The sequence below is a fragment of the Streptomyces sp. CAI-85 genome, from assembly GCF_013363615.1.
Classification (GTDB): Bacteria; Actinomycetota; Actinomycetes; order Streptomycetales; family Streptomycetaceae; genus Streptomyces; species Streptomyces antibioticus_B.
The window spans coordinates 458,293-475,482 of sequence record NZ_JAANNX010000001.1; the positions used below are offsets into that span (position 1 = coordinate 458,293).

A 17,190-nucleotide genomic window follows, 5' to 3' on the forward strand; every position below is an offset into this window, starting at 1 on the left:
GGCGGCCTCGTCGGAGGTCAGGTTGCAGGATGCGGTGTGCGCCGGGCGGGACGGCCACCGCCTCGCCCCGCCTCCCCCGGTTGCAGTACAAGGAGCCGCGCCGCTCCGGTCAGCGGGCGCGGATCGTGCCCACGGTCCGCAGGGTCCGTACGGCGGCGCTCTTGAGGGCCGGATGGTCCCGCACCAGCCGGTGGGCGGCCCGCATCGGCTCCCGGCGCAGCCAGTGCAGGGCGGCGCCGGGGCCCGCCGTGCGCAGGGCGCCCTCGTGGACGAGCAGATCGCCCGTCTTGAAGGAGTTCTTGTACGCCGCCTCGCCCCGGCCGAAGTCCACGAGGCCGATGCCGGCCTCGGCGGCGGCCTCGATCATGCGCAGATAGAGGACACGGCCGGGTGAGTACGTCGCCACGGCCAGGTCGTACGAGGGGAACCAGCAGGACAGGACGGTGCGGGAGCGCAGGCCGAAGTGGGCGGCGACGGGGCGGTCCCCGGCGTAGAGGACCGACAGGGTGCCCGTGCAGTCCGGGGCGGCGGTCGCGGAGAGCAGGTCGACCAGCCGGGCGATCCACGGCTGGGAGAAGGGGTCGCGGCGGCCGGTGCGGCGGTAGTGGGCCGACTTCCAGGCGATCAGGGCGCGCAGGGCGGCGGGGTCCGGGTCGTCGAAGACGAAGCGCAGCGGGCCGAGGTTGCGGGTCATCCGGCGTTCCTGGGACCGGGCCGCCTTCCAGAAGCCGCGGGCGTGGGCGCGCAGGTGCTCCTCGTAGGCCGTGAAGCCGCCGGTGAGGTCCACGACGGGGGAGGCGAACTGGGCGGTGGCGTAGGGCAGGAAGAGGTCCTGGCCGCTCTCCAGGTGGTTGAACTCCCACGCGTTCAGCGAGCAGGCCCGCATCAGGTGGTGCGGGTCCAGGTGCAGGCCGGGCGGGAGGACGGCGCCCTGGCAGTCGGAGACGCCCAGGCCGACGGCGCGGCCGCAGCCCCAGCGGCCGCGCTGGTAGGGGAAGTAACCGACGGGTTTGCCTCTGCGGCGCAGGACCGCGACGCGGGTGTCCGAGCGGACCCGGCCGACCGCCCGGCTGAACTCCGCGCTCATGAAGGGGTTGGCCGCGCTGGCCGTCGCGGCGGTGGTGCGGAGGTCGTTCCACAGGGCGAGGTCGGTGGCCGTCAGGTCGGTGGGGTGGACGATGTCGATTCGGGGTGCGGGGGCGGTCATGGCGGGGTGGCTCCTGGGGTCGCGCGGGGCGGAGTTTGGGCGACATGGCCTCCGGGGGTGTGTCGGGTGCATGTCTGTGGGGGCTGGTCGCGCAGTTCCCCGCGCCCCTGAGTGGGTCGGGGCGGGGTTGGCGGCAAGGCTCGGGCGGACCGTCTTCGGGTGCGGGTCTGTGGGGGCTGGTCGCGCAGTTCCCCGCGCCCCTGGGTGGGTCGGGCCGGCGTCGGTGGTGAGAGCGGCGTGATCATGGTTTTTCCATGGTCCGGGAGAAGCGTGGGGTGCGCTCCGGAACCGGGAAACCCGGTGATGTGAACGTTCAGCCGAAGGCTCACGGGCACGGGTGAACCGCCGGACGGTCAGTCGTCGCGGCCGTAGGACAGGGGATCGTAGGGGGCGCGGCGGTTGTCGTCGGCGGTGAGGTGTTCGAGAACCTCGACCAGCTCCTGGCAGGCGCTCTCCACGGAGCGTCGGGTGTTGCGCTGTTCCATGATCACCGCGGACAGCAGCAGTGCCGTGAGCGCCATGGTGCCGTTGAACGCCTGGAGCTTGACCATCACCTCCACCCGCGTCAGCCGGGCGAAGGGACCCACATGGTCCGTGGCGGCGAGCGTGGCCATGACCGAGGTGAAGAGCGCGCAGAGCATGCTGCCGGCCAGCTCGAAGCGGAGTGCCGCCCAGATCAGCAGCGGATAGACCAGGAAGAGCACGCTGACGGGGCTGCGGGTGGCGATCGGGACGACGGCCAGGCAGATGAGCGCGAGCCCGACGGCCTCCTTCCAGCGGGCCAGGTGCAGCGCCCGCTGCGCCCGGTGGAGCAGGAGCAGCACCGGGGTGACGATCAGGACGCCCATCGCGTCCCCGACCCACCAGGCCAGGAACACCGGCCAGAAGCTGCCCGCGTCCAGCCGGTCGCCGTAGACCAGGAGGCCCACGCCGATGCCGGAGCTGATCAGCATGGCGGTGAGGGCGCCCAGGAAGACCAGGGCGAGGCCGTCGCGTAAGCGGGCGAGGTCGGTGCGGAAGCCCACCTTGCGCAGCATGAGGCAGGCGCAGACGGGGGCGAGCGTGTTGCCGACGACGGTCACCAGTCCCAGGGGCCGCAGTGTGGTGATCGTCAGGAGGACGAGGAGGACGCCGAGGGAGATGCCGGGCCAGACCCGGAGTCCGAAGATCAGCAGACAGGCGACCGCCACGCCGGTGGGCGGCCAGATGGGGGTGAACACGGCGCCCTCGACCGTGAGCTGACGCATCAGTCCCAGGCGCCCGGCCCCGTAGTAGCAGACGGCGACCGCGAGCACCTGGACGGCGTAGAGCGCCGCCCGCCGCAGCTCCGATTCCGGGGTACCCACCACAGCAGCCATCAGACACCGCTCCGTCCGCCGCGGCGAGGTGAGGGGCCCGCCGTCCGGCCCTATGGCTGAATCCGGGGCGGTCCGGTGAGCAGTCCGTCGTGTCCCACGACGAGGACCGCCGCGTCGTCCTCGTGGCCGACCCGCTCGGCGCCCTTGATCACGGCGGAGGCGAGCGACCCGGCCTCCAGGCCGGCCACGGCGGCGATGCCGGCCAGCCGTACGACCTGGTCGAGGCCCTCGTCCACGGACATCGACGGTCCCTCCACCACGCCGTCGGTGAGCAGTACGAACACCCCGCCCTTGGTGAGCCGGTAGCGGGTGACCGGGTAGGTGACGCCCGCCGCGACGCCGAGCGGGGGTCCGCCCTCGTCCTCGGCTATGCCGGACCTTCCGTCCGCGGTGGCCCAGACGCAGGGGATGTGTCCGGCGCGGGCGCTCTCCAGGACGCCGGTGGCGGGGTCGAGCCGCATGAAGGTGCAGGTGGCGAAGAGGTCGCCGCCGAGGGAGAGCAGCAGGTCGTTGGTGCGGGCGAGGAGGTCGCCGGGTTCGCCGGTGACGGAGGCGAGGGCGCGCAGACCGACCCGCACCTGGCCCATGAAGGCGGTCGCCTCGATGTTGTGGCCCTGAACGTCGCCGATGGACAGGCCGATCCGTCCGTCGGGCAGGGTGAAGGCGTCGTACCAGTCGCCGCCGACGTTGAGGCCGTAGCAGGCGGGGGCGTAGCGGACGGCGAGCCGGAAGCCGTCCGCCACGGGCAGGTCGCGGGGCAGCATGCCGCGCTGGAGGGCGAGGGCCAGTTCGACGCGTGAGCGTTGCAGCTCCGCGCGCTCGCGCGCCTGGGCGGTCAGCGAACCGAGCCGGGCGAGCAGCTCGTCGCTTTCGTCCGGGGGGCGCTTGCGGGACACGGGGGGCCTTTCCGACGGCACGCTCGACTCTCGACAGACCTCCATGAAACTCGACAAACCCCGTGTTCACACCTGAAAGGACCGCGAGGAGAGCGGGGGCGCCCCCGGACGTCAGCCGCCCAGTGCCCGCATCACCACGTCCTTCGCCTCCTCCTGGACCCGGCGCAGATGGTCGGCGCCGAGGAACGACTCGCCGTAGATCTTGTAGACGTCCTCGGTGCCCGAGGGCCGGGCCGCGAACCAGGCGCTGTCGGTGGTCACCTTGATGCCGCCGATGGCCGCGCCGTTGCCGGGCGCCTCGGTGAGGACGCCGGTGACGGGCTCCCCGGCCAGGGTGTCGGCGGTGACCTGCGCGGGCGAGAGCCTGGCGAGGAGCGCCTTCTCCTCGCGGGTCGCGGGGGCGTCGATGCGGGCGTAGGCCGGTGAGCCGAACCGGTCGGTCAGCGCGGCGTAGTGCTGGGAGGGCGTCCTGCCGGTCACGGCGGTGATCTCGGAGGCGAGCAGCGCCAGGATGATGCCGTCCTTGTCGGTGGTCCACACGGAGCCGTCGCGGCGCAGGAAGGAGGCGCCGGCCGACTCCTCGCCGCCGAAGCCGAGGGAGCCGTCGACCAGGCCGTCCACGAACCACTTGAAGCCGACGGGCACCTCGACCAGCGGGCGGCCGAGGTCGGCGGCGACCCGGTCGATCATCGAGGAGGACACCAGCGTCTTGCCGACACCCGCCGCGGCCGGCCACTGCTCGCGGTGGCTGTAGAGGTAGGCGATGGCGGTGGCCAGGTAGTGGTTGGGGTTCATCAGGCCCCCGTCGGGGGTGACGATGCCGTGCCGGTCGGCGTCCGCGTCGTTGCCGGTGGCGATGTCGAAGCGGTCCCGGCGCTCGATGAGCGAGGCCATCGCGTACGGCGACGAGCAGTCCATGCGGATCTTGCCGTCCCAGTCGAGCGTCATGAACCGCCAGGTGGGGTCGGTGAGCGGGTTCACCACGGTCAGGTCGAGGCGGTGCTGCTCGGCGATCCGGCCCCAGTAGGCGACCGAGGCGCCGCCCAGCGGGTCGGCGCCGATACGGACGCCGGCGGATCGGATCGCGTCCAGGTCCAGGACGTTCGGGAGGTCGGTGACGTAGGCGCCGAGGAAGTCGTGGCGGCCGGTGGTGGTGGCGGTGAGCGCCCGGGTGTACGGCAGACGGCGGACGTCCTTGAGGCCGGCGGCGATCACGTCGTTCGCCCGGTCCTGGATCCAGGAGGTGGCGTCGGAGCCGGCCGGGCCGCCGCTGGGCGGGTTGTACTTGAAGCCGCCGTCGCGGGGCGGGTTGTGGGAGGGGGTGACGACGACGCCGTCCGCGAGGCCCGTCGTGCGGCCGCGGTTGTACGTGAGGATGGCGTGCGAGACGGCCGGGGTGGGGGTGTAGCCGTCGGCGCTGTCGAGGAGCACGGTGACGTCGTTGGCCGCGAACACCTCCAGGGCGGTGACCCGGGCGGGCTCGGACAGGGCGTGGCTGTCGGCGCCGAGGAAGAGCGGACCGTCGATGCCCTGGGCGGCGCGGTACTCGCAGATGGCCTGGCTGGTGGCGGCGATGTGGTCCTCGTTGAACGCGGCGTCGAGGGACGAGCCGCGGTGTCCCGAGGTGCCGAACGCGACGCGCTGCGCGGGGTCGGACGGGTCCGGGTGCAGGGCGTAGTACGCGGTGACCAGCCGGGCGACGTCGACGAGGTCCTCGGAGCCTGCCGTCCGGCCCGCTCGCTCGTGCTGCATGTGCCCGCTCCTCCGTGTCGGTTGACCCTTGGCTTGCGGGGTCCATCTTCCCCCGCCGGGCGGTCACACGGCAGAAGACGTCGGCGGATCGGCCCCACGGACCGTCGGATCGGTCGTCGGGTCGGGCAGCAGCAGGCGGAAGGTGCAGCCGTGGCCCGGGCTGTTGTCCAGTTCGAGGCGGCCGCCGTGGGCGGCGGCGATGGCGGCGGCGATGGCCAGTCCGAGGCCGGAGCCGGGTTCCGCCGGCTGTTCGCGCGGGGTCGCGCGGTAGAAGCGGTCGAAGACATGGGGTGCCTCGTCGGGCTTGATTCCGGCGCCGTCGTCGGCGACCTCGACGACGCAGACGGGTGTGCCGGGCGGCGGCGGAGGACCGCTGCCGAGGCACGTCCTCGTGGTGGTGCGCGTGGCGCCGACCCGGACGCGGATCCGGCTGTCGGCGGGCGTGTGGACACAGGCGTTGGACAGCAGATTGCCCAGGACCTGGGCGAGTTGATGCGGGTCGCCGGGTGTCTCTATGACGTCGAGACCGCGTTCGGGACCAGGAGGGCCAGGAGGGGCGGGAGGGCCAGGAGGGCCGGGAGGATGGGTCGCCAGGGGTTCCAGGCCGATGGCCCGGTCGGGGTGGCGTACCGCGGTGGTCGCGATGGCGTCGGCCGTCAGGGAGAGCAGGTCGACGGGTTCCCGGTGCGACACTGGGGTGTCGCCGAGCTTGGCGAGGAGGAACAGATCGTCGACGAGACGGCTCATGCGGTCGGCGTTGTGCGCGATCAGGGCGTGCGCCTCCTGCCGCCGCCGGTCCGACATACCGGTGTCCTCCAGGAGGAGTTCGGCGAAGCCCTGGATCGCGGTCAGCGGGGTGCGCAGTTCGTGGCCGGCGTCGGCCATGAAGTGGCGTAGCTGCGCCTCCGAGGTCTTGGTGCGGTGCAGGGCGGTGCGCAGACGGTCGAGCATGGTGTTCAGGGCCAGGCCGAGCCGGCCGACCTCGGTGTCCGGGTCCGTCACGGGGACGTTGAGTTCCAGCGCGCCCCGGGTGATGTGCTGGGCGGTGTGCTCGACACGGGTGAGCGGGCGCAGCCCGAGGCGGACGGCGCCGTTGCCCAGGACGACGACTCCCCCGGCGGCCGCGGCGCCGAGGGCGAGGCCGAGCCAGAGGAGCTTGGTGGTCGCGCCGTCCACCGTGTCCAGGGGGAGGGCGACGACGGTCCTCGTCCCGTCGGGCCCGGAGTGGGCGATCACCCGCCAGCCGGAGCCGTCGCCGTCGCCCTCGGCGGGAACGGTGCGCGGGCTCCCTTCCGGCAGGTCCAGGTCGGCAGCCTGCCCCGGCAGCCGGGGCCCGGGGCGGTCGTCGCCGCCCAGGGAAGCGGGCAGCAGCCGGCCGTCGTTGTCGTAGAAGTAGACGCGGTAGTCCGAGGGCAGGGCGCCGTCCGAGGCCGGCGGCGGCAGCGTTCCGTCGGCCGCGATGTCCTCGTAGACGCGGCTCGGCGGCCGGAAGTGGGAGAGCCGGTTGTCGACCTGGTCGGTGAGCCAGCCGCGCAGCACGGTGAGACCGGCGAGCTGGCACAGCAGGACGGCGCCCGTGGCGAGCAGCCCGGCGATGAGGACGAGACGGCTGCGCAGGGACCGCGGGCGCAGTCGGCGGGGCCAGGTCACCGGTCGGCCGTACGGGTCTCGTCCCGCGGCAGGCGCAGGCAGTACCCGACGCCGCGCACGGTGTGGATCAGCGCGGGTGGATCGCGGTCGACCTTGCGGCGCAGGTTCTTGATGTAGGTGTCCACGATGCGGGTGTCGCCGGAGAAGTCGTACCGCCAGACCTGCTGAAGGATCTCGGCCTTCTCCAGCACGTGTTCGGGGTGGGCCAGCAGACAGGCCAGGAGCCGGAACTCGGTCGGCGACAGCTTCAGCGGGCGGTCCGCGCGCCGTACGTCGTGCGTGGTCTCGTCCAGTGTGAGGTCGGCGTAGCGCAGGGGCGGGCGGCTGCCGGTGGTGGACGCCGGCGCGCTGCTGCGGCGCAGGATGGCACGGATGCGCAGCAGCACCTCCTGGACGTGGAACGGCTTGGTGACGTAGTCGTCGCCGCCGGAGCTGAGGCCGATGATGCGGTCCTCGACGCCGGTCCTGGCGGTGAGGAACAGCACCGGTGTGTAGACGCCCTGGGCGCGCAGGTCGCGGGTGAGCCGGAACCCGTCGGTGTCGGGCAGCATGACGTCCAGGACGATCAGGTGGGGACGGCGGTTGCCCGCCTCGAACATGGCCTCCTGACCGCTGGCGGCGCTCGCCACGGCGTAGCCGGCGGCGCTGAGCGCGGAGGTGAGCAGGGTGCGGATGCTGGCGTCGTCCTCCACGACCAGGACGGTGTATCCGGCGGCGGGCGGACGGGTGAGGCTGTGCGGGTCGATCACGTTCGGGCACCTCGGGGTACGGCGGGGCAGGTCACGGAAGCGCTGATCCGGCGTCCCGGGCCGCCGCCCTGTAGGGGGGCGGCCCGGGACGCCGGGTGTCAGCCGGTCACGTCCTTGTCCTCGGCCAGGGCCGCGGTGCGGTCGGTGACCGTCTTCGTGAGCCGGGTGACGGCGGTGTCCAGTTCCTCGGAGCCGGCTCCGTTGGAGCGTGCCTGCTCCGCGACGGCCTTCAGCTCCTTCGCCGCCGTACCCGAGCCGTAGAACTTCCGGTACAGCTCCCGGTACGCCTCCTTGTAGACGTCGTCGAAGGCGTCGGCCGCGAGGAACTTGGTCTTGAGGGCGTGCTGCATGGAGCCCCCGCCGCCACCTCCTCCTTGCCGGCCGCCGGGCATTCCCTCGGGCATGCCCTCGGGCGCACCCTCCGGCTGTCCTTCGGGGAATCCCTCCGGCGCTCCTTCGGGGAGCCCCTCCTGGCCGGCGCCCCCGCCCGGCATGCCGCCGCCGCCCATGCTGATCGAGTCGTCGGGCCCGGCCGTCGCGTCTCCGCTGAAGGTCAGGTTGTAGTCCCAGCCCAGGACGGAGAACTTCTTGGTGTCCAGGTCGTACCAGAGCAGGTAGTTCTTGCCGGGGCCCGCCATGTCGTCGAAGTTCAGCAGCAGGTTCTGCGCCGCGAGGTAGGCGGCCAGCGACTCGACGTCGACGTACTGGTCGAGATCGCGGGCGAACTCCTCGTCCGAGGCGCTGTCGACCCACTTGATGAGCTTCATCACCGGTTCGAGGTCCTGGCTGCCCTTCTTGTTGAGCTGCTTGAAGGAACTCTCGTACTCGGTGGGGTCGTCCCCGCGGTACTCGAACGAGCCGCTCGCCTTCGCCTTGTACAGCACGCCGTTGCCGTCGGCGACGTCGTCGGCGTAGTCGGTGTCGGGCGCCTCGACCATGAGCCGGGTGACGGCGGGGCGGTTGTTCACCTTCAGCTCGGTGAAGCCGTACCGCTCGGCCTTCTGCCCGCTCTTCTCGGTCAGGGACAGGGAGAGGGCCTCGTTGAGGGGCACTTGACCGTTGCTGCCGGGGCGCAGGGAGATCTCCCGCTCGCCCTGGTAGGCACGCCCCTCGACATACTCGTCGATCTTGACGAGCCAGGGCAGCTCCTCGGGCTTCTCGGCGGACAGGTTGTACTGCACCATCCCGCCCATGCCACCCATGCCACCAGCACCGCCGGCACCACCCGCGGCAGCGCCGCCCTGCGCGCCCTCCGGCAGTTCCCGGCCGCCGCCGAACCCGCCCTCACCACCCCCGGGCATGCCCCGCCCGCCGCCACGCAGGGACGACAGCGTGGAGTTGCCCTTGAGACGGATGCCGACGTCGTTGAGGTAGACGCCGTCGATGACGAGGTCGGCCTCGATGTAGTCCTTGGTGCCGTCCTCCTTGAACTCCTTCATCATCTTGTCGAAGTCGGTCTGCTGGTACGTGAGTTGGATCGAGTGCTCGGCCGAGGTGTCGTAAAGGTCCACCGTGCCCTCGACGTTCTCCGTGATGGCGTCCGCCTCGACCCGCGAGGACGACGTCACGTACGGGGAGATCCGCGCGTCGCCCAGGAACCAGACCATCGAGGCGAGCCCGACGCCCAGCGCCGCGGTCGGCCTCCAGTGCTGGCGCAGCCGGACGGGCAGCCGGTCCCGCAGCCGCCGCCCGCGCCGCACGGTGCCCTCGCCGCTCATCACAGGTCCGTCGTGTCGTAACCGGTCAGTACCGTCACCCGCTGGCCGGAGGTCCGTTCCTGCAACGCGCTGACCAGGTCGCCGGGTTCGGCGCCCTTCTTCAGGCGCACCGCGTAGAACACCTCGGTCAGTGCGCCGCCCCGGATCGTCTCGGTGCTCACCAGCTCGAACTCGCTGGTGTACTTGATCAGGACGTCACGGATCTGCGGGGTGTAGTCGTCCCCGGCCGGGACCTGGACCTTGACGACCTGCCGCTGGACGTTGAGGGCGAACCAGTTGAACTTGAACATCACCAGGACGACGGCGCAGATGACCACGGCACCGACCGCGGCCAGCGTGTAGAAGCGGGCGCCGCAGGCCATGCCGATCGCCATGGCGAGGAAGATGAAGCCGACGTCCCGGGTCTCCTTGACCGCGTTGCGGAAGCGGACCACGGACAACGCGCCGACCAGTGAGAAGGCCCGGGCCAGGTTGGAGCCGACGACCAGCATGATCAGGGCGACGATCATGCCGACGACGACCAGGGTCTGCACATAGGACTGGCTGTAGGAGACGTTGCGGTGCGTGTACCGGTACACGTAGCCGATCAGCGTGGACAGAATGAACGACAGCGCCATCGCCGCCACCACGTCGGCCACGCTGAACGTGCCGCTGAGTTCCTGTAGTTCGAAGTTCACTTGGCTCCTGCCTTCAACGACGCGTCGTGGCGCGCCGGCAGCCGCACCGGCTGCTGTTCCGTGGGGGTGGGTGGGGGGCAGTCCGACTCGTGGACGTGGAACACCGAGCGCGGGGCCAGGCCGAACGCCTCGATGGACTGAACGTACTTGGAGATCCGGACGAGGTTGAGGTTGCGCCGGGCGGCCAGGTCGGTGATCCAGTGCGGGGTGCGCTCGTTCACCTTGATCTCCATGACCGACATGTGCGGCGGGATCGTGAAGCGGTTCTCCGGCGTCTCGACGCCGAAGTGGAAGTCCCGGTCCCTGCCGCGGACGCGCCGGTCGAAGGTGACACGCAGACCGGTGTCCGCGTCCCGCCCGACGAGCGCCTCGCGCTGGTACCCGGTGACGGCGGTGGGCTGGAGGTCGAGCCGGACGACGAGTTCGAGCACCTCGTGGAGGAAGGCGCGCTCCTTCGCCGAGTGCTCCACCAGTTCCCGGCCGTCGCACAGCCGGCGGGCCGTGCCGTAAGGAAGGGTGATGCGGCGCTTCTGCGTGACCCGGTTGACCCGCTGTTTGATCTCCACGCAGACCGGTGAGTCGTCGGTGACGCCGTCGAGATCGCCGTAGTGGCGGATGCGCAGCTTGCGGCGGAACTTCAGGCCCTCGATCTTCTCCCAGTAGAAGCGGAGCTGAGGGGTGTCGTAGTACAGGCTCCACACGCCGTAGCCGCCGACCGGGCTGTGCAGGTCGCGGTCCATCCGTTCGGCCAGCTCGTCGCGGATGTCCGCGGCCTGCTCCACCGGGACCAGGTACTTCAGCTCGAACCGGTTGAACGCGTGCAGCCGGCTGGCCACATGCAGCGGTTCCTCGTCCTCCCGGTCCCCGCTCTCGTGTGCCCGGGCCTCGCGCGCCGCGACTGCCTTCGACAGGAACACCATGCGCCTCCTTGCTCGTACGTTGCGGTCCGACCGGCCTCGCACAGGCAACCAAGGGCGCATGAGGACGCCATGAGAATCACGGGTTGATTCCACGAGTCTTCGACACGACGCCCAGGTGAACGGAGAGCGACAGCCGAGGTGGACGGAGAGCGACGGGGGGTGGCCGGTCGCGCCGCGCGTGCGTCGCGCTAGTCTGGAGATCTGCGGCCGTGTGAGCGGCCGCGCGGCGGTGGGGCCCGCCGTACCCGAACCGCGGCACTGTCGCCGCCAACGGTCCCTGCTTGCGATGGAGTGCGCCCGGGCTGTGCCGTGGCGCCGTGCGAGTAGGAGACCCACGTGGCGGAGAAACGTTCCCCGGTGTTCGACGAGGCCACCGATCCCGATGTCGATCTGCATGTGGCCGCGCAGCGGCGCGAGGCCCGGCGCGGTCAGGGACCGGTCGTCGCGGCCGTGGCCGTCGGCGGTGCCGTCGGCGCGAGCGCCCGCTACGGAGCGGCCCTGCTGTGGCCCACCCCGGTGGACGCCTTCCCGTGGACCACGTTCTGGGTGAACGTCGTCGGCTGTGCCGTCATCGGTGTGTTCATGGTGGTCATCACCGACGTCTGGGCGGCGCACCGGCTGGTGCGGCCCTTCTTCGGCACCGGGGTCCTGGGCGGCTTCACCACGTTCTCCACCTACGCGGTGGACATCCAGCGGCTGGTCGACCACGGCCGGCCCGCCACCGGCCTGCTCTATCTGGCCGGCACCATGCTCGCGGCACTCGCGGCCGTGTGGACGGCGGCACATCTCACCCGCCGTGCGATCGAGTGGAGGCAGTCATGACGAGGCTGACCGGCACCGCCCTGCGGGTGACGATCTTCATCGGCGAGAACGACACCTGGCACCACAAGCCCCTGTTCTCCGAGATCGTGCACCGGGCGCACCGGGCGGGCCTCGCCGGGGCCAGCGTGTTCCGGGGCGTCGAGGGCTTCGGGGCGTCCTCGCTGATCCACACCAGCCGGATCCTGTCGCTGAGCGAGGACCTGCCCGTGGCGATCGTCATCGTCGACACCGAGGACAGGGTGCGCGCCTTCCTGCCCGAGCTGGACGAGCTGGTCGGCCAGGGGCTGGTGATCCTCGACGACTGCGAGGTCGTCCGCTATGTCGGCCGCGGGAAGCGGGAGGGTGCGTGAACTGGCTGCTCGTCGTGGCCGGCGCCGTCGTCGGTGCCCCGCTGCGCTATCTGACCGACCGCACCGTGCAGTCCCGGCACGACACCGTCTTCCCGTGGGGCACCTTCACCGTCAACGTGGTCGGCTGCCTCACGCTCGGCCTGATCACCGGCGCGGTCGCCGCGGGCGGGGTCTCCTCGGACGTCCAGCTCCTGATCGGTACGGGACTGTGCGGGGCGCTGACCACGTACTCCACCCTGTCCTACGAGACGCTGCGGCTCGCGGAGCAGGGGGCCCGGTTCTTCGCCGCGGCCAACGCCGTCGCGAGCATCGTCGCCGGGCTCGGGGCCGCCTTCACCGGAGCCGCGTTCGCGGAGGCGATCTGGACCTGAGCGCGGCGCCCGACGCTCCGGAGCCCGACCACCCTGGAAGCCGACGCCCCGCAGCCCGTCGCCCGTCAGCCCGTCCCGCCGCCCGGCGGCGCCGTGCTCTCCCGCAGCACCAGCCGGGTCGGGACAAGTGTCGTGCCGTGCTCCGGGTCGTCCTGGCGCATCTTGCGCAGCACGGCCTGGACGCACAGCCGGCCGACCTCGGCGAAGTCCTGGTGGACCGTGGTGAGCGGGGGCAGGAAGGAGCCGGACTCGGGTATGTCGTCGAAGCCGATGACGCTGACGTCCTGCGGCACCCGCCGTCCGCGTTCGTGCAGGGCGCGCAGCAGGCCGAGGGCCATCTGGTCGTTGGCGGCGAAGACGGCCGTGCAGTCGTCGTGGGCGGCGAGTTCGAGGCCGGCCCGGTAGCCGGACTCGGCGGACCAGTCGCCCCGGATCAGGGGCGGCGGGGTGCGGCCCGCCTCGGTGAGCGCGGCGCGCCAGGCGTCGGTGCGGCGCTGCGCGGCGAAGGAGTCCTCGGGCCCGCCCAGATGCCATACGGTCTCGTGGCCGAGGCCGAGCAGATGCTCGACGGCGGTCCGGCTGCCGCCGGCCTGGTCGGTGTCGACGACCGTGTAGTGGTCGCCGGCGTCGGAGTCGACGACCAGGACCTGGACGTAGGGCGGGAGCATGATGGTCGCGGCGTCCAGGAGGTGCACCTCCATGATGACGATGACCGCGTCGACGGCCAGCTCCTCGAGGCGGGTGAACGCGCCGCGCACCTCGTCCTGGGTGGGGACGGCGACCGGCAGCAGGGTCACGGCGTAGCCCTCGGCGGCGGCGGAGGTGGCGATGGCCTCCAGGGTGCGGACGTTGCCGGTGCTGGAGAGCGAGAAGGTGATCACGCCGATGGTGCGGAACTCGCCACGTTTGAGGGCGCGGGCGGCGCTGTTGGGGCGGTAGCCCAGCTCCTTCATGGCGGCGAGGACCTGTTCCCGGGTCTCCGCGTTCACGCCCGCGTAACCGTTGGAGACCCGCGAGACGGTCTGCGAGGAGACCCCCGCGAGCCGGGCCACGTCGGCCATGGAAGCGGTGGTCCGCGAGCGTCTCTTTCCCTTGGCCTGGGCTGTTTCAGCCATGTCCACCGGGCGTCCCCACCTCTCTGTCCGCGCTGTCCGGGCGGGTGTCACGGCACCGCGGACGACCCTTGACCACCGTCATCAGGGCAGTGTAGACATGCCGCCATCAGATGTTTACGTAAACATAACAGCTCGGTCCCGCTTCTTGCGTGACTGATGTTTGCGTAAACATCATGGGTGCGGCGCAGCGCTCGCCAGCAGAGCGCGGCACCGCCCGGTTCCAGGACTTCTCTAGCGAGGACCGACATGACGACGCTGCAACCGCCGGCCGCCGCCGAGCCGCGGCCCGCACCGCCTCCGGCGCGACGGGACCGCCGCTCGTGGACCGGATGGGGGTTCATCGGACCCTTCGTGGCCGTGTTCGCGCTGGTCTTCCTGGCCCCGATCGCGTACTCGGTCTATCTCAGCCTCTTCCGTGACCAGCTCATCGGCGGCACCACGTTCGTCGGCCTGGACAACTACACGCAGGCGCTGAAGGACGAGCGGTTCTGGGACTCCCTCGGCCGGGTCACCCTCTTCCTGCTGATCCAGGTGCCGATCATGCTCGGCATCGCCCTGCTGGCGGCCCTGGCGCTGGACAGCGGACGCCTCTACGGCAAGAGCTTCTTCCGCATCACGATCTTCCTGCCGTACGCGGTGCCCGCCGTGGTCGCCACCCTGATGTGGGGCTTCATGTACGGCACGAAGTACGGCCTGGTGGGCGACATCAACGGCGCCTTCGGGGTCACACTGCCCGACCCGCTCTCCCCCGACCTGGTGCTGGCCTCCATCGGCAACATCGTGACCTGGGAGTTCGCCGGCTACAACATGCTGATCTTCTACTCCGCGCTGCGGGTCGTGCCGCACTCGCTGTACGAGGCGGCGGAGATCGACGGCGCCGGGCAGTTCCGGGTGATCACCGCGATCAAGCTGCCCGCGATCCGGGGCGCCCTGGTCATCGCGACGATCTTCTCGATCATCGGCAGCTTCCAGCTCTTCAACGAGCCGAGCATCCTGCGTCCGCTGGCCCGCAACGCGATCACCACGGACTACACCCCCAACTTCTACACGTACTCGCTGTCGTTCAACGGCCAGCAGCACAACTACTCCGCGACGGTGGCGATCATCATGGGCCTGATCACGATGGTGATCGCCTACGTCGTGCAGCTTCGCGGCATGCGCAAGGGAGCGTGACCCGATGAGCACCCCACTCACCACCGCCTCCCCCGCCGCCCCGGCCGAACCCGCGGGCCCCGGCAGGCGCGCCCCGCGACTGCGCCGCCCGCGCGGCGGACACCACCCGGGCCGGCCGAAGCGCAGTGTGCTCCTGACGGTGCTGGCCTCCCTCGTGGTCCTCTACACCGTGGTCCCGCTGATCTGGCTGGCCGTCAACGCCACCAAGACCCAGTCGGGCCTGGCCGACTCCTCCGGCCTGTGGTTCGCCCGCGACTTCGCCCTCTGGGACAACATCCGCGAGACGTTCACCTACGACGACGGTGTGTTCACCCGCTGGCTCCTGAACACCCTGCTGTACGTGGTGCTCGGCGCCGGCGGCGCGACCCTCCTCGCGGTCCTGGGCGGCTACGCGCTGGCGAAGTTCGCCTTCCCCGGCAAGCGCGGGATCTTCGCCCTGGTCATCGGCGCCGTCGCCGTCCCCGGTACGGCGCTGGCGGTGCCCACCTTCCTGATGTTCAGCAAGATGGGCCTCACGGACACCCCGTGGGCGGTGATCATCCCCTCGCTGGTGTCGCCGTTCGGCCTCTATCTGATGTGGGTCTTCGCCACCGAGGCGATCCCCACGGAACTCCTGGAGGCCGCCCGGATCGACGGCGCGGGCGAGGCGCGCACCTTCTTCCGGGTCGCCCTGCCGCTGCTCGCCCCCGGCATCGTGACCGTGCTGCTGTTCACCACGGTCGCCACCTGGAACAACTACTTCCTGCCCCTGATCATGCTCAAGGACCCGGACTGGTACCCCCTGACCCTGGGTCTGAGCGCCTGGAACTCCCAGGCGGAGACCATCGGCGGCGACGTGATCTTCAACCTGGTGATCACCGGCTCGCTGCTCACCATCCTCCCGCTGATCGCCGCGTTCCTGCTGCTCCAGAAGTACTGGCAGTCGGGTCTGTCCGCGGGCAGCGTCAAGGAGTGATCCGGCGGCCCGGCCGCCCCCTCAGCCCCACGCTCGCGCACCACCCCCGCCCTCACCCGTCCCACCCCTGCCCTGTCCCACCCACGAAGAAGTGGAAGCATCCTCATGCGCAGAAAGACCGGCCGCCTGCTGCGCGGCCTCGCCCTCCTGTCGACCCTCGCCCTGGGCGCGACCGCCTGCGGCGGCTCGGACGACTCCTCGGACACCAAGGCGGTCTCCGCCGGGGACATCCAGGCGGCCCTGAAGAAGGGCGGCTCGGTCACGGTCTGGGCCTGGGAGCCCACGCTGAAGTCGGTCGCCGCGGACTTCCAGAAGAAGTACCCCAAGGTCAAGATCAACCTGGTCAGCGAGCGGTCCGGCGACAAGCACTACACCGCGCTGTCGAACGCCATCTCGGCCGGCAAGGGCGTGCCCGACGTCGCGCAGGTCGAGTACTTCGCGCTCGGCCAGTACGCCCTCACCAAGGGCCTGAGCGACCTCGCCCCCTACGGCGCCGACAAGCTCGCCTCCAAGTACACGCCGGGCCCGTGGAACGCGGTGACCGAGGGCGACAAGGTCTACGGCCTGCCGATGGACTCCGGCCCGATGGCGCTGTTCTACAACAAGAAGGTCTTCGACAAGTACGAGATCGCCGTCCCGACCACCTGGGACGAGTACCTGGAGGCCGCCCGCAAGCTCCACAAGGCCGACCCGAAGGTCTACATCGCCAACGACGCCGGTGACGCCGGCTTCACCACCAGCATGCTGTGGCAGGCCGGTTCGCGCCCCTACCAGGTCGACGGCACCAAGGTGAAGATCGACTTCTCGGACGCGGGAGCCACCAAGTTCGAGGCCGTCTGGCAGAAGCTGATCGACGAGAAGCTGCTGGCGCCGGTCAACGGCTGGACCGACGACTGGTACAAGGGCCTGGGCGACGGCACCATCGCCACCCTGGCCACCGGCGCCTGGATGCCCGCCAACTTCGTCACCGGTGTCCCGGACGCGGCCGGCGACTGGCGCGCGGCCGCGCTGCCGGCCTGGACCGCGGGCGAGAAGGCCGGCGCGGAGAACGGCGGCAGCTCGCTGGCGCTGCCCGCCCTGGGCAAGAACAAGGAACTGGCCTACGCGTTCGTCGAGTACGCCAACTCCGGCGACGGCGTCGCCACCCGTGTGAAGGAAGGCGCCTTCCCCGCCACCAAGGCCGAGCTGGAGTCCCCCGGCTTCCAGAGCACGAAGTTCGAGTACTTCGGCGGCCAGGAGGCGAACAAGATCTTCGCCGAGTCGGCCGCGAACGTCGCCGACGACTGGTCGTACCTGCCGTTCCAGCAGTACGCCAACTCGATCTTCAACGACACCGTCGGCAAGGCGTACGTCTCCGGCACCACCCTGGCCGACGGCCTCAAGGCATGGCAGGACGCCTCGGTGAAGTACGGCGAGGAGCAGGGCTTCACCATCGAGAAGTAGCGCTCCGCGCAGGACCGGCATCACACCGGGCGGC

The 17,190-nt window shown here is 71.0% G+C and carries 16 protein-coding genes; 6 read left to right on the forward strand and 10 right to left on the reverse strand.

The genetic code is table 11. The features are described 5' to 3' along the window. Positions 1 to 109: 109 nt before the first annotated feature. The 9 genes from G6W55_RS01875 to G6W55_RS01915 form a co-directional block, all read right to left on the reverse strand. Entirely contained in the window at positions 110 to 1,207 is a 1,098-nt protein-coding gene (locus G6W55_RS01875) for a GNAT family N-acetyltransferase (RefSeq protein WP_175518991.1), read from the reverse strand. A 353-nt stretch (positions 1,208 to 1,560) separates the two neighbouring features. Then, on the reverse strand, positions 1,561 to 2,565 hold the full coding sequence (locus G6W55_RS01880; RefSeq protein ID WP_175518992.1) for an MASE1 domain-containing protein: 1,005 nt from the start codon (positions 2,563 to 2,565) through the stop codon (positions 1,561 to 1,563). Positions 2,566 to 2,615: 50 nt separating this feature from the next. After that, positions 2,616 to 3,461, reverse strand: coding sequence for a PP2C family protein-serine/threonine phosphatase (locus G6W55_RS01885; protein WP_175518993.1), 846 nt, complete (start codon positions 3,459 to 3,461; stop codon positions 2,616 to 2,618). A 111-nt stretch (positions 3,462 to 3,572) separates the two neighbouring features. Then, positions 3,573 to 5,213, reverse strand: a complete 1,641-nt coding sequence (gene pgm, locus G6W55_RS01890; protein ID WP_175518994.1) for a phosphoglucomutase (alpha-D-glucose-1,6-bisphosphate-dependent) — start codon at positions 5,211 to 5,213, stop codon at positions 3,573 to 3,575. 63 nt (positions 5,214 to 5,276) lie between these two features. Then, positions 5,277 to 6,863: a HAMP domain-containing sensor histidine kinase gene (locus G6W55_RS01895; protein ID WP_309243598.1), complete on the reverse strand. Its 1,587-nt coding sequence runs from the start codon at positions 6,861 to 6,863 to the stop codon at positions 5,277 to 5,279. Continuing rightward, positions 6,860 to 7,612: a response regulator transcription factor gene (locus G6W55_RS01900; protein WP_175518995.1), complete on the reverse strand. Its 753-nt coding sequence runs from the start codon at positions 7,610 to 7,612 to the stop codon at positions 6,860 to 6,862. Before G6W55_RS01900 ends, G6W55_RS01895 begins: the two co-directional genes overlap by 4 nt. 98 nt (positions 7,613 to 7,710) lie before the next feature. Further along, the gene (locus tag G6W55_RS01905) at positions 7,711 to 9,330 is read right to left on the reverse strand and encodes a CotH kinase family protein (RefSeq protein WP_175518996.1); all 1,620 of its coding nucleotides are present in this window, start codon (positions 9,328 to 9,330) and stop codon (positions 7,711 to 7,713) included. After that, positions 9,330 to 10,007, reverse strand: coding sequence for a DUF4956 domain-containing protein (locus G6W55_RS01910; RefSeq protein ID WP_175518997.1), 678 nt, complete (start codon positions 10,005 to 10,007; stop codon positions 9,330 to 9,332). The genes G6W55_RS01905 and G6W55_RS01910 overlap by 1 nt, the downstream gene beginning before the upstream one ends. Beyond that, on the reverse strand, positions 10,004 to 10,927 hold the full coding sequence (locus tag G6W55_RS01915) for a polyphosphate polymerase domain-containing protein (protein ID WP_175518998.1): 924 nt from the start codon (positions 10,925 to 10,927) through the stop codon (positions 10,004 to 10,006). Before G6W55_RS01915 ends, G6W55_RS01910 begins: the two co-directional genes overlap by 4 nt. A 357-nt stretch (positions 10,928 to 11,284) precedes the next feature. Between G6W55_RS01915 and crcB (G6W55_RS01920) the strand changes: the two genes are divergently transcribed. Genes crcB (G6W55_RS01920) through crcB (G6W55_RS01930) form a run of 3 tightly spaced genes read left to right on the forward strand, consistent with a single transcriptional unit; the run spans position 11,285 to position 12,470 of the window. Further along, the gene (gene crcB, locus G6W55_RS01920; protein ID WP_175519172.1) at positions 11,285 to 11,749 is read left to right on the forward strand and encodes a fluoride efflux transporter CrcB; all 465 of its coding nucleotides are present in this window, start codon (positions 11,285 to 11,287) and stop codon (positions 11,747 to 11,749) included. Further along, complete coding sequence (locus G6W55_RS01925; RefSeq protein ID WP_175518999.1) at positions 11,746 to 12,099, forward strand: DUF190 domain-containing protein; 354 nt, start codon at positions 11,746 to 11,748, stop codon at positions 12,097 to 12,099. The genes crcB (G6W55_RS01920) and G6W55_RS01925 overlap by 4 nt, the downstream gene beginning before the upstream one ends. After that, positions 12,096 to 12,470, forward strand: coding sequence for a fluoride efflux transporter CrcB (gene crcB, locus G6W55_RS01930; protein ID WP_175519000.1), 375 nt, complete (start codon positions 12,096 to 12,098; stop codon positions 12,468 to 12,470). The genes G6W55_RS01925 and crcB (G6W55_RS01930) overlap by 4 nt, the downstream gene beginning before the upstream one ends. A 65-nt stretch (positions 12,471 to 12,535) precedes the next feature. Here the strand turns inward: crcB (G6W55_RS01930) and G6W55_RS01935 are convergent, their stop codons facing one another. Continuing rightward, complete coding sequence (locus G6W55_RS01935; protein ID WP_244368736.1) at positions 12,536 to 13,585, reverse strand: LacI family DNA-binding transcriptional regulator; 1,050 nt, start codon at positions 13,583 to 13,585, stop codon at positions 12,536 to 12,538. Between the two features lie 246 nt (positions 13,586 to 13,831). Here G6W55_RS01935 and G6W55_RS01940 point away from each other — a divergent pair, with 246 nt between their 5' ends. From G6W55_RS01940 to G6W55_RS01950, 3 genes are all read left to right on the forward strand, one after another. Further along, entirely contained in the window at positions 13,832 to 14,758 is a 927-nt protein-coding gene (locus G6W55_RS01940) for a carbohydrate ABC transporter permease (RefSeq protein WP_175519002.1), read from the forward strand. A gap of 4 nt (positions 14,759 to 14,762) precedes the next feature. Beyond that, positions 14,763 to 15,713 carry a carbohydrate ABC transporter permease gene (locus G6W55_RS01945; protein ID WP_175519003.1) on the forward strand — a complete coding sequence of 317 codons (951 nt, stop codon included), beginning with the start codon at positions 14,763 to 14,765 and terminating at the stop codon, positions 15,711 to 15,713. A 105-nt stretch (positions 15,714 to 15,818) separates the two neighbouring features. Continuing rightward, positions 15,819 to 17,156: a sugar ABC transporter substrate-binding protein gene (locus G6W55_RS01950; protein ID WP_175519004.1), complete on the forward strand. Its 1,338-nt coding sequence runs from the start codon at positions 15,819 to 15,821 to the stop codon at positions 17,154 to 17,156. Positions 17,157 to 17,190: the final 34 nt, after the last annotated feature.

What these genes read in the sequence shown, in the direction of transcription:
- pgm (WP_175518994.1), bottom strand. Translation starts at nt 5,213, where the DNA reads ATGCAGCACGAGCGAGCGGGCCGGACGGCAGGCTCCGAGGACCTCGTC.
- G6W55_RS01940 (WP_175519002.1), top strand. Translation starts at nt 13,832, where the DNA reads ATGACGACGCTGCAACCGCCGGCCGCCGCCGAGCCGCGGCCCGCACCG.
- G6W55_RS01905 (WP_175518996.1), bottom strand. Translation starts at nt 9,330, where the DNA reads ATGAGCGGCGAGGGCACCGTGCGGCGCGGGCGGCGGCTGCGGGACCGG.
- G6W55_RS01950 (WP_175519004.1), top strand. Translation starts at nt 15,819, where the DNA reads ATGCGCAGAAAGACCGGCCGCCTGCTGCGCGGCCTCGCCCTCCTGTCG.
- G6W55_RS01880 (WP_175518992.1), bottom strand. Translation starts at nt 2,565, where the DNA reads ATGGCTGCTGTGGTGGGTACCCCGGAATCGGAGCTGCGGCGGGCGGCG.
- G6W55_RS01935 (WP_244368736.1), bottom strand. Translation starts at nt 13,585, where the DNA reads ATGGCTGAAACAGCCCAGGCCAAGGGAAAGAGACGCTCGCGGACCACC.
- G6W55_RS01915 (WP_175518998.1), bottom strand. Translation starts at nt 10,927, where the DNA reads ATGGTGTTCCTGTCGAAGGCAGTCGCGGCGCGCGAGGCCCGGGCACAC.
- G6W55_RS01875 (WP_175518991.1), bottom strand. Translation starts at nt 1,207, where the DNA reads ATGACCGCCCCCGCACCCCGAATCGACATCGTCCACCCCACCGACCTG.
- G6W55_RS01925 (WP_175518999.1), top strand. Translation starts at nt 11,746, where the DNA reads ATGACGAGGCTGACCGGCACCGCCCTGCGGGTGACGATCTTCATCGGC.
- G6W55_RS01945 (WP_175519003.1), top strand. Translation starts at nt 14,763, where the DNA reads ATGAGCACCCCACTCACCACCGCCTCCCCCGCCGCCCCGGCCGAACCC.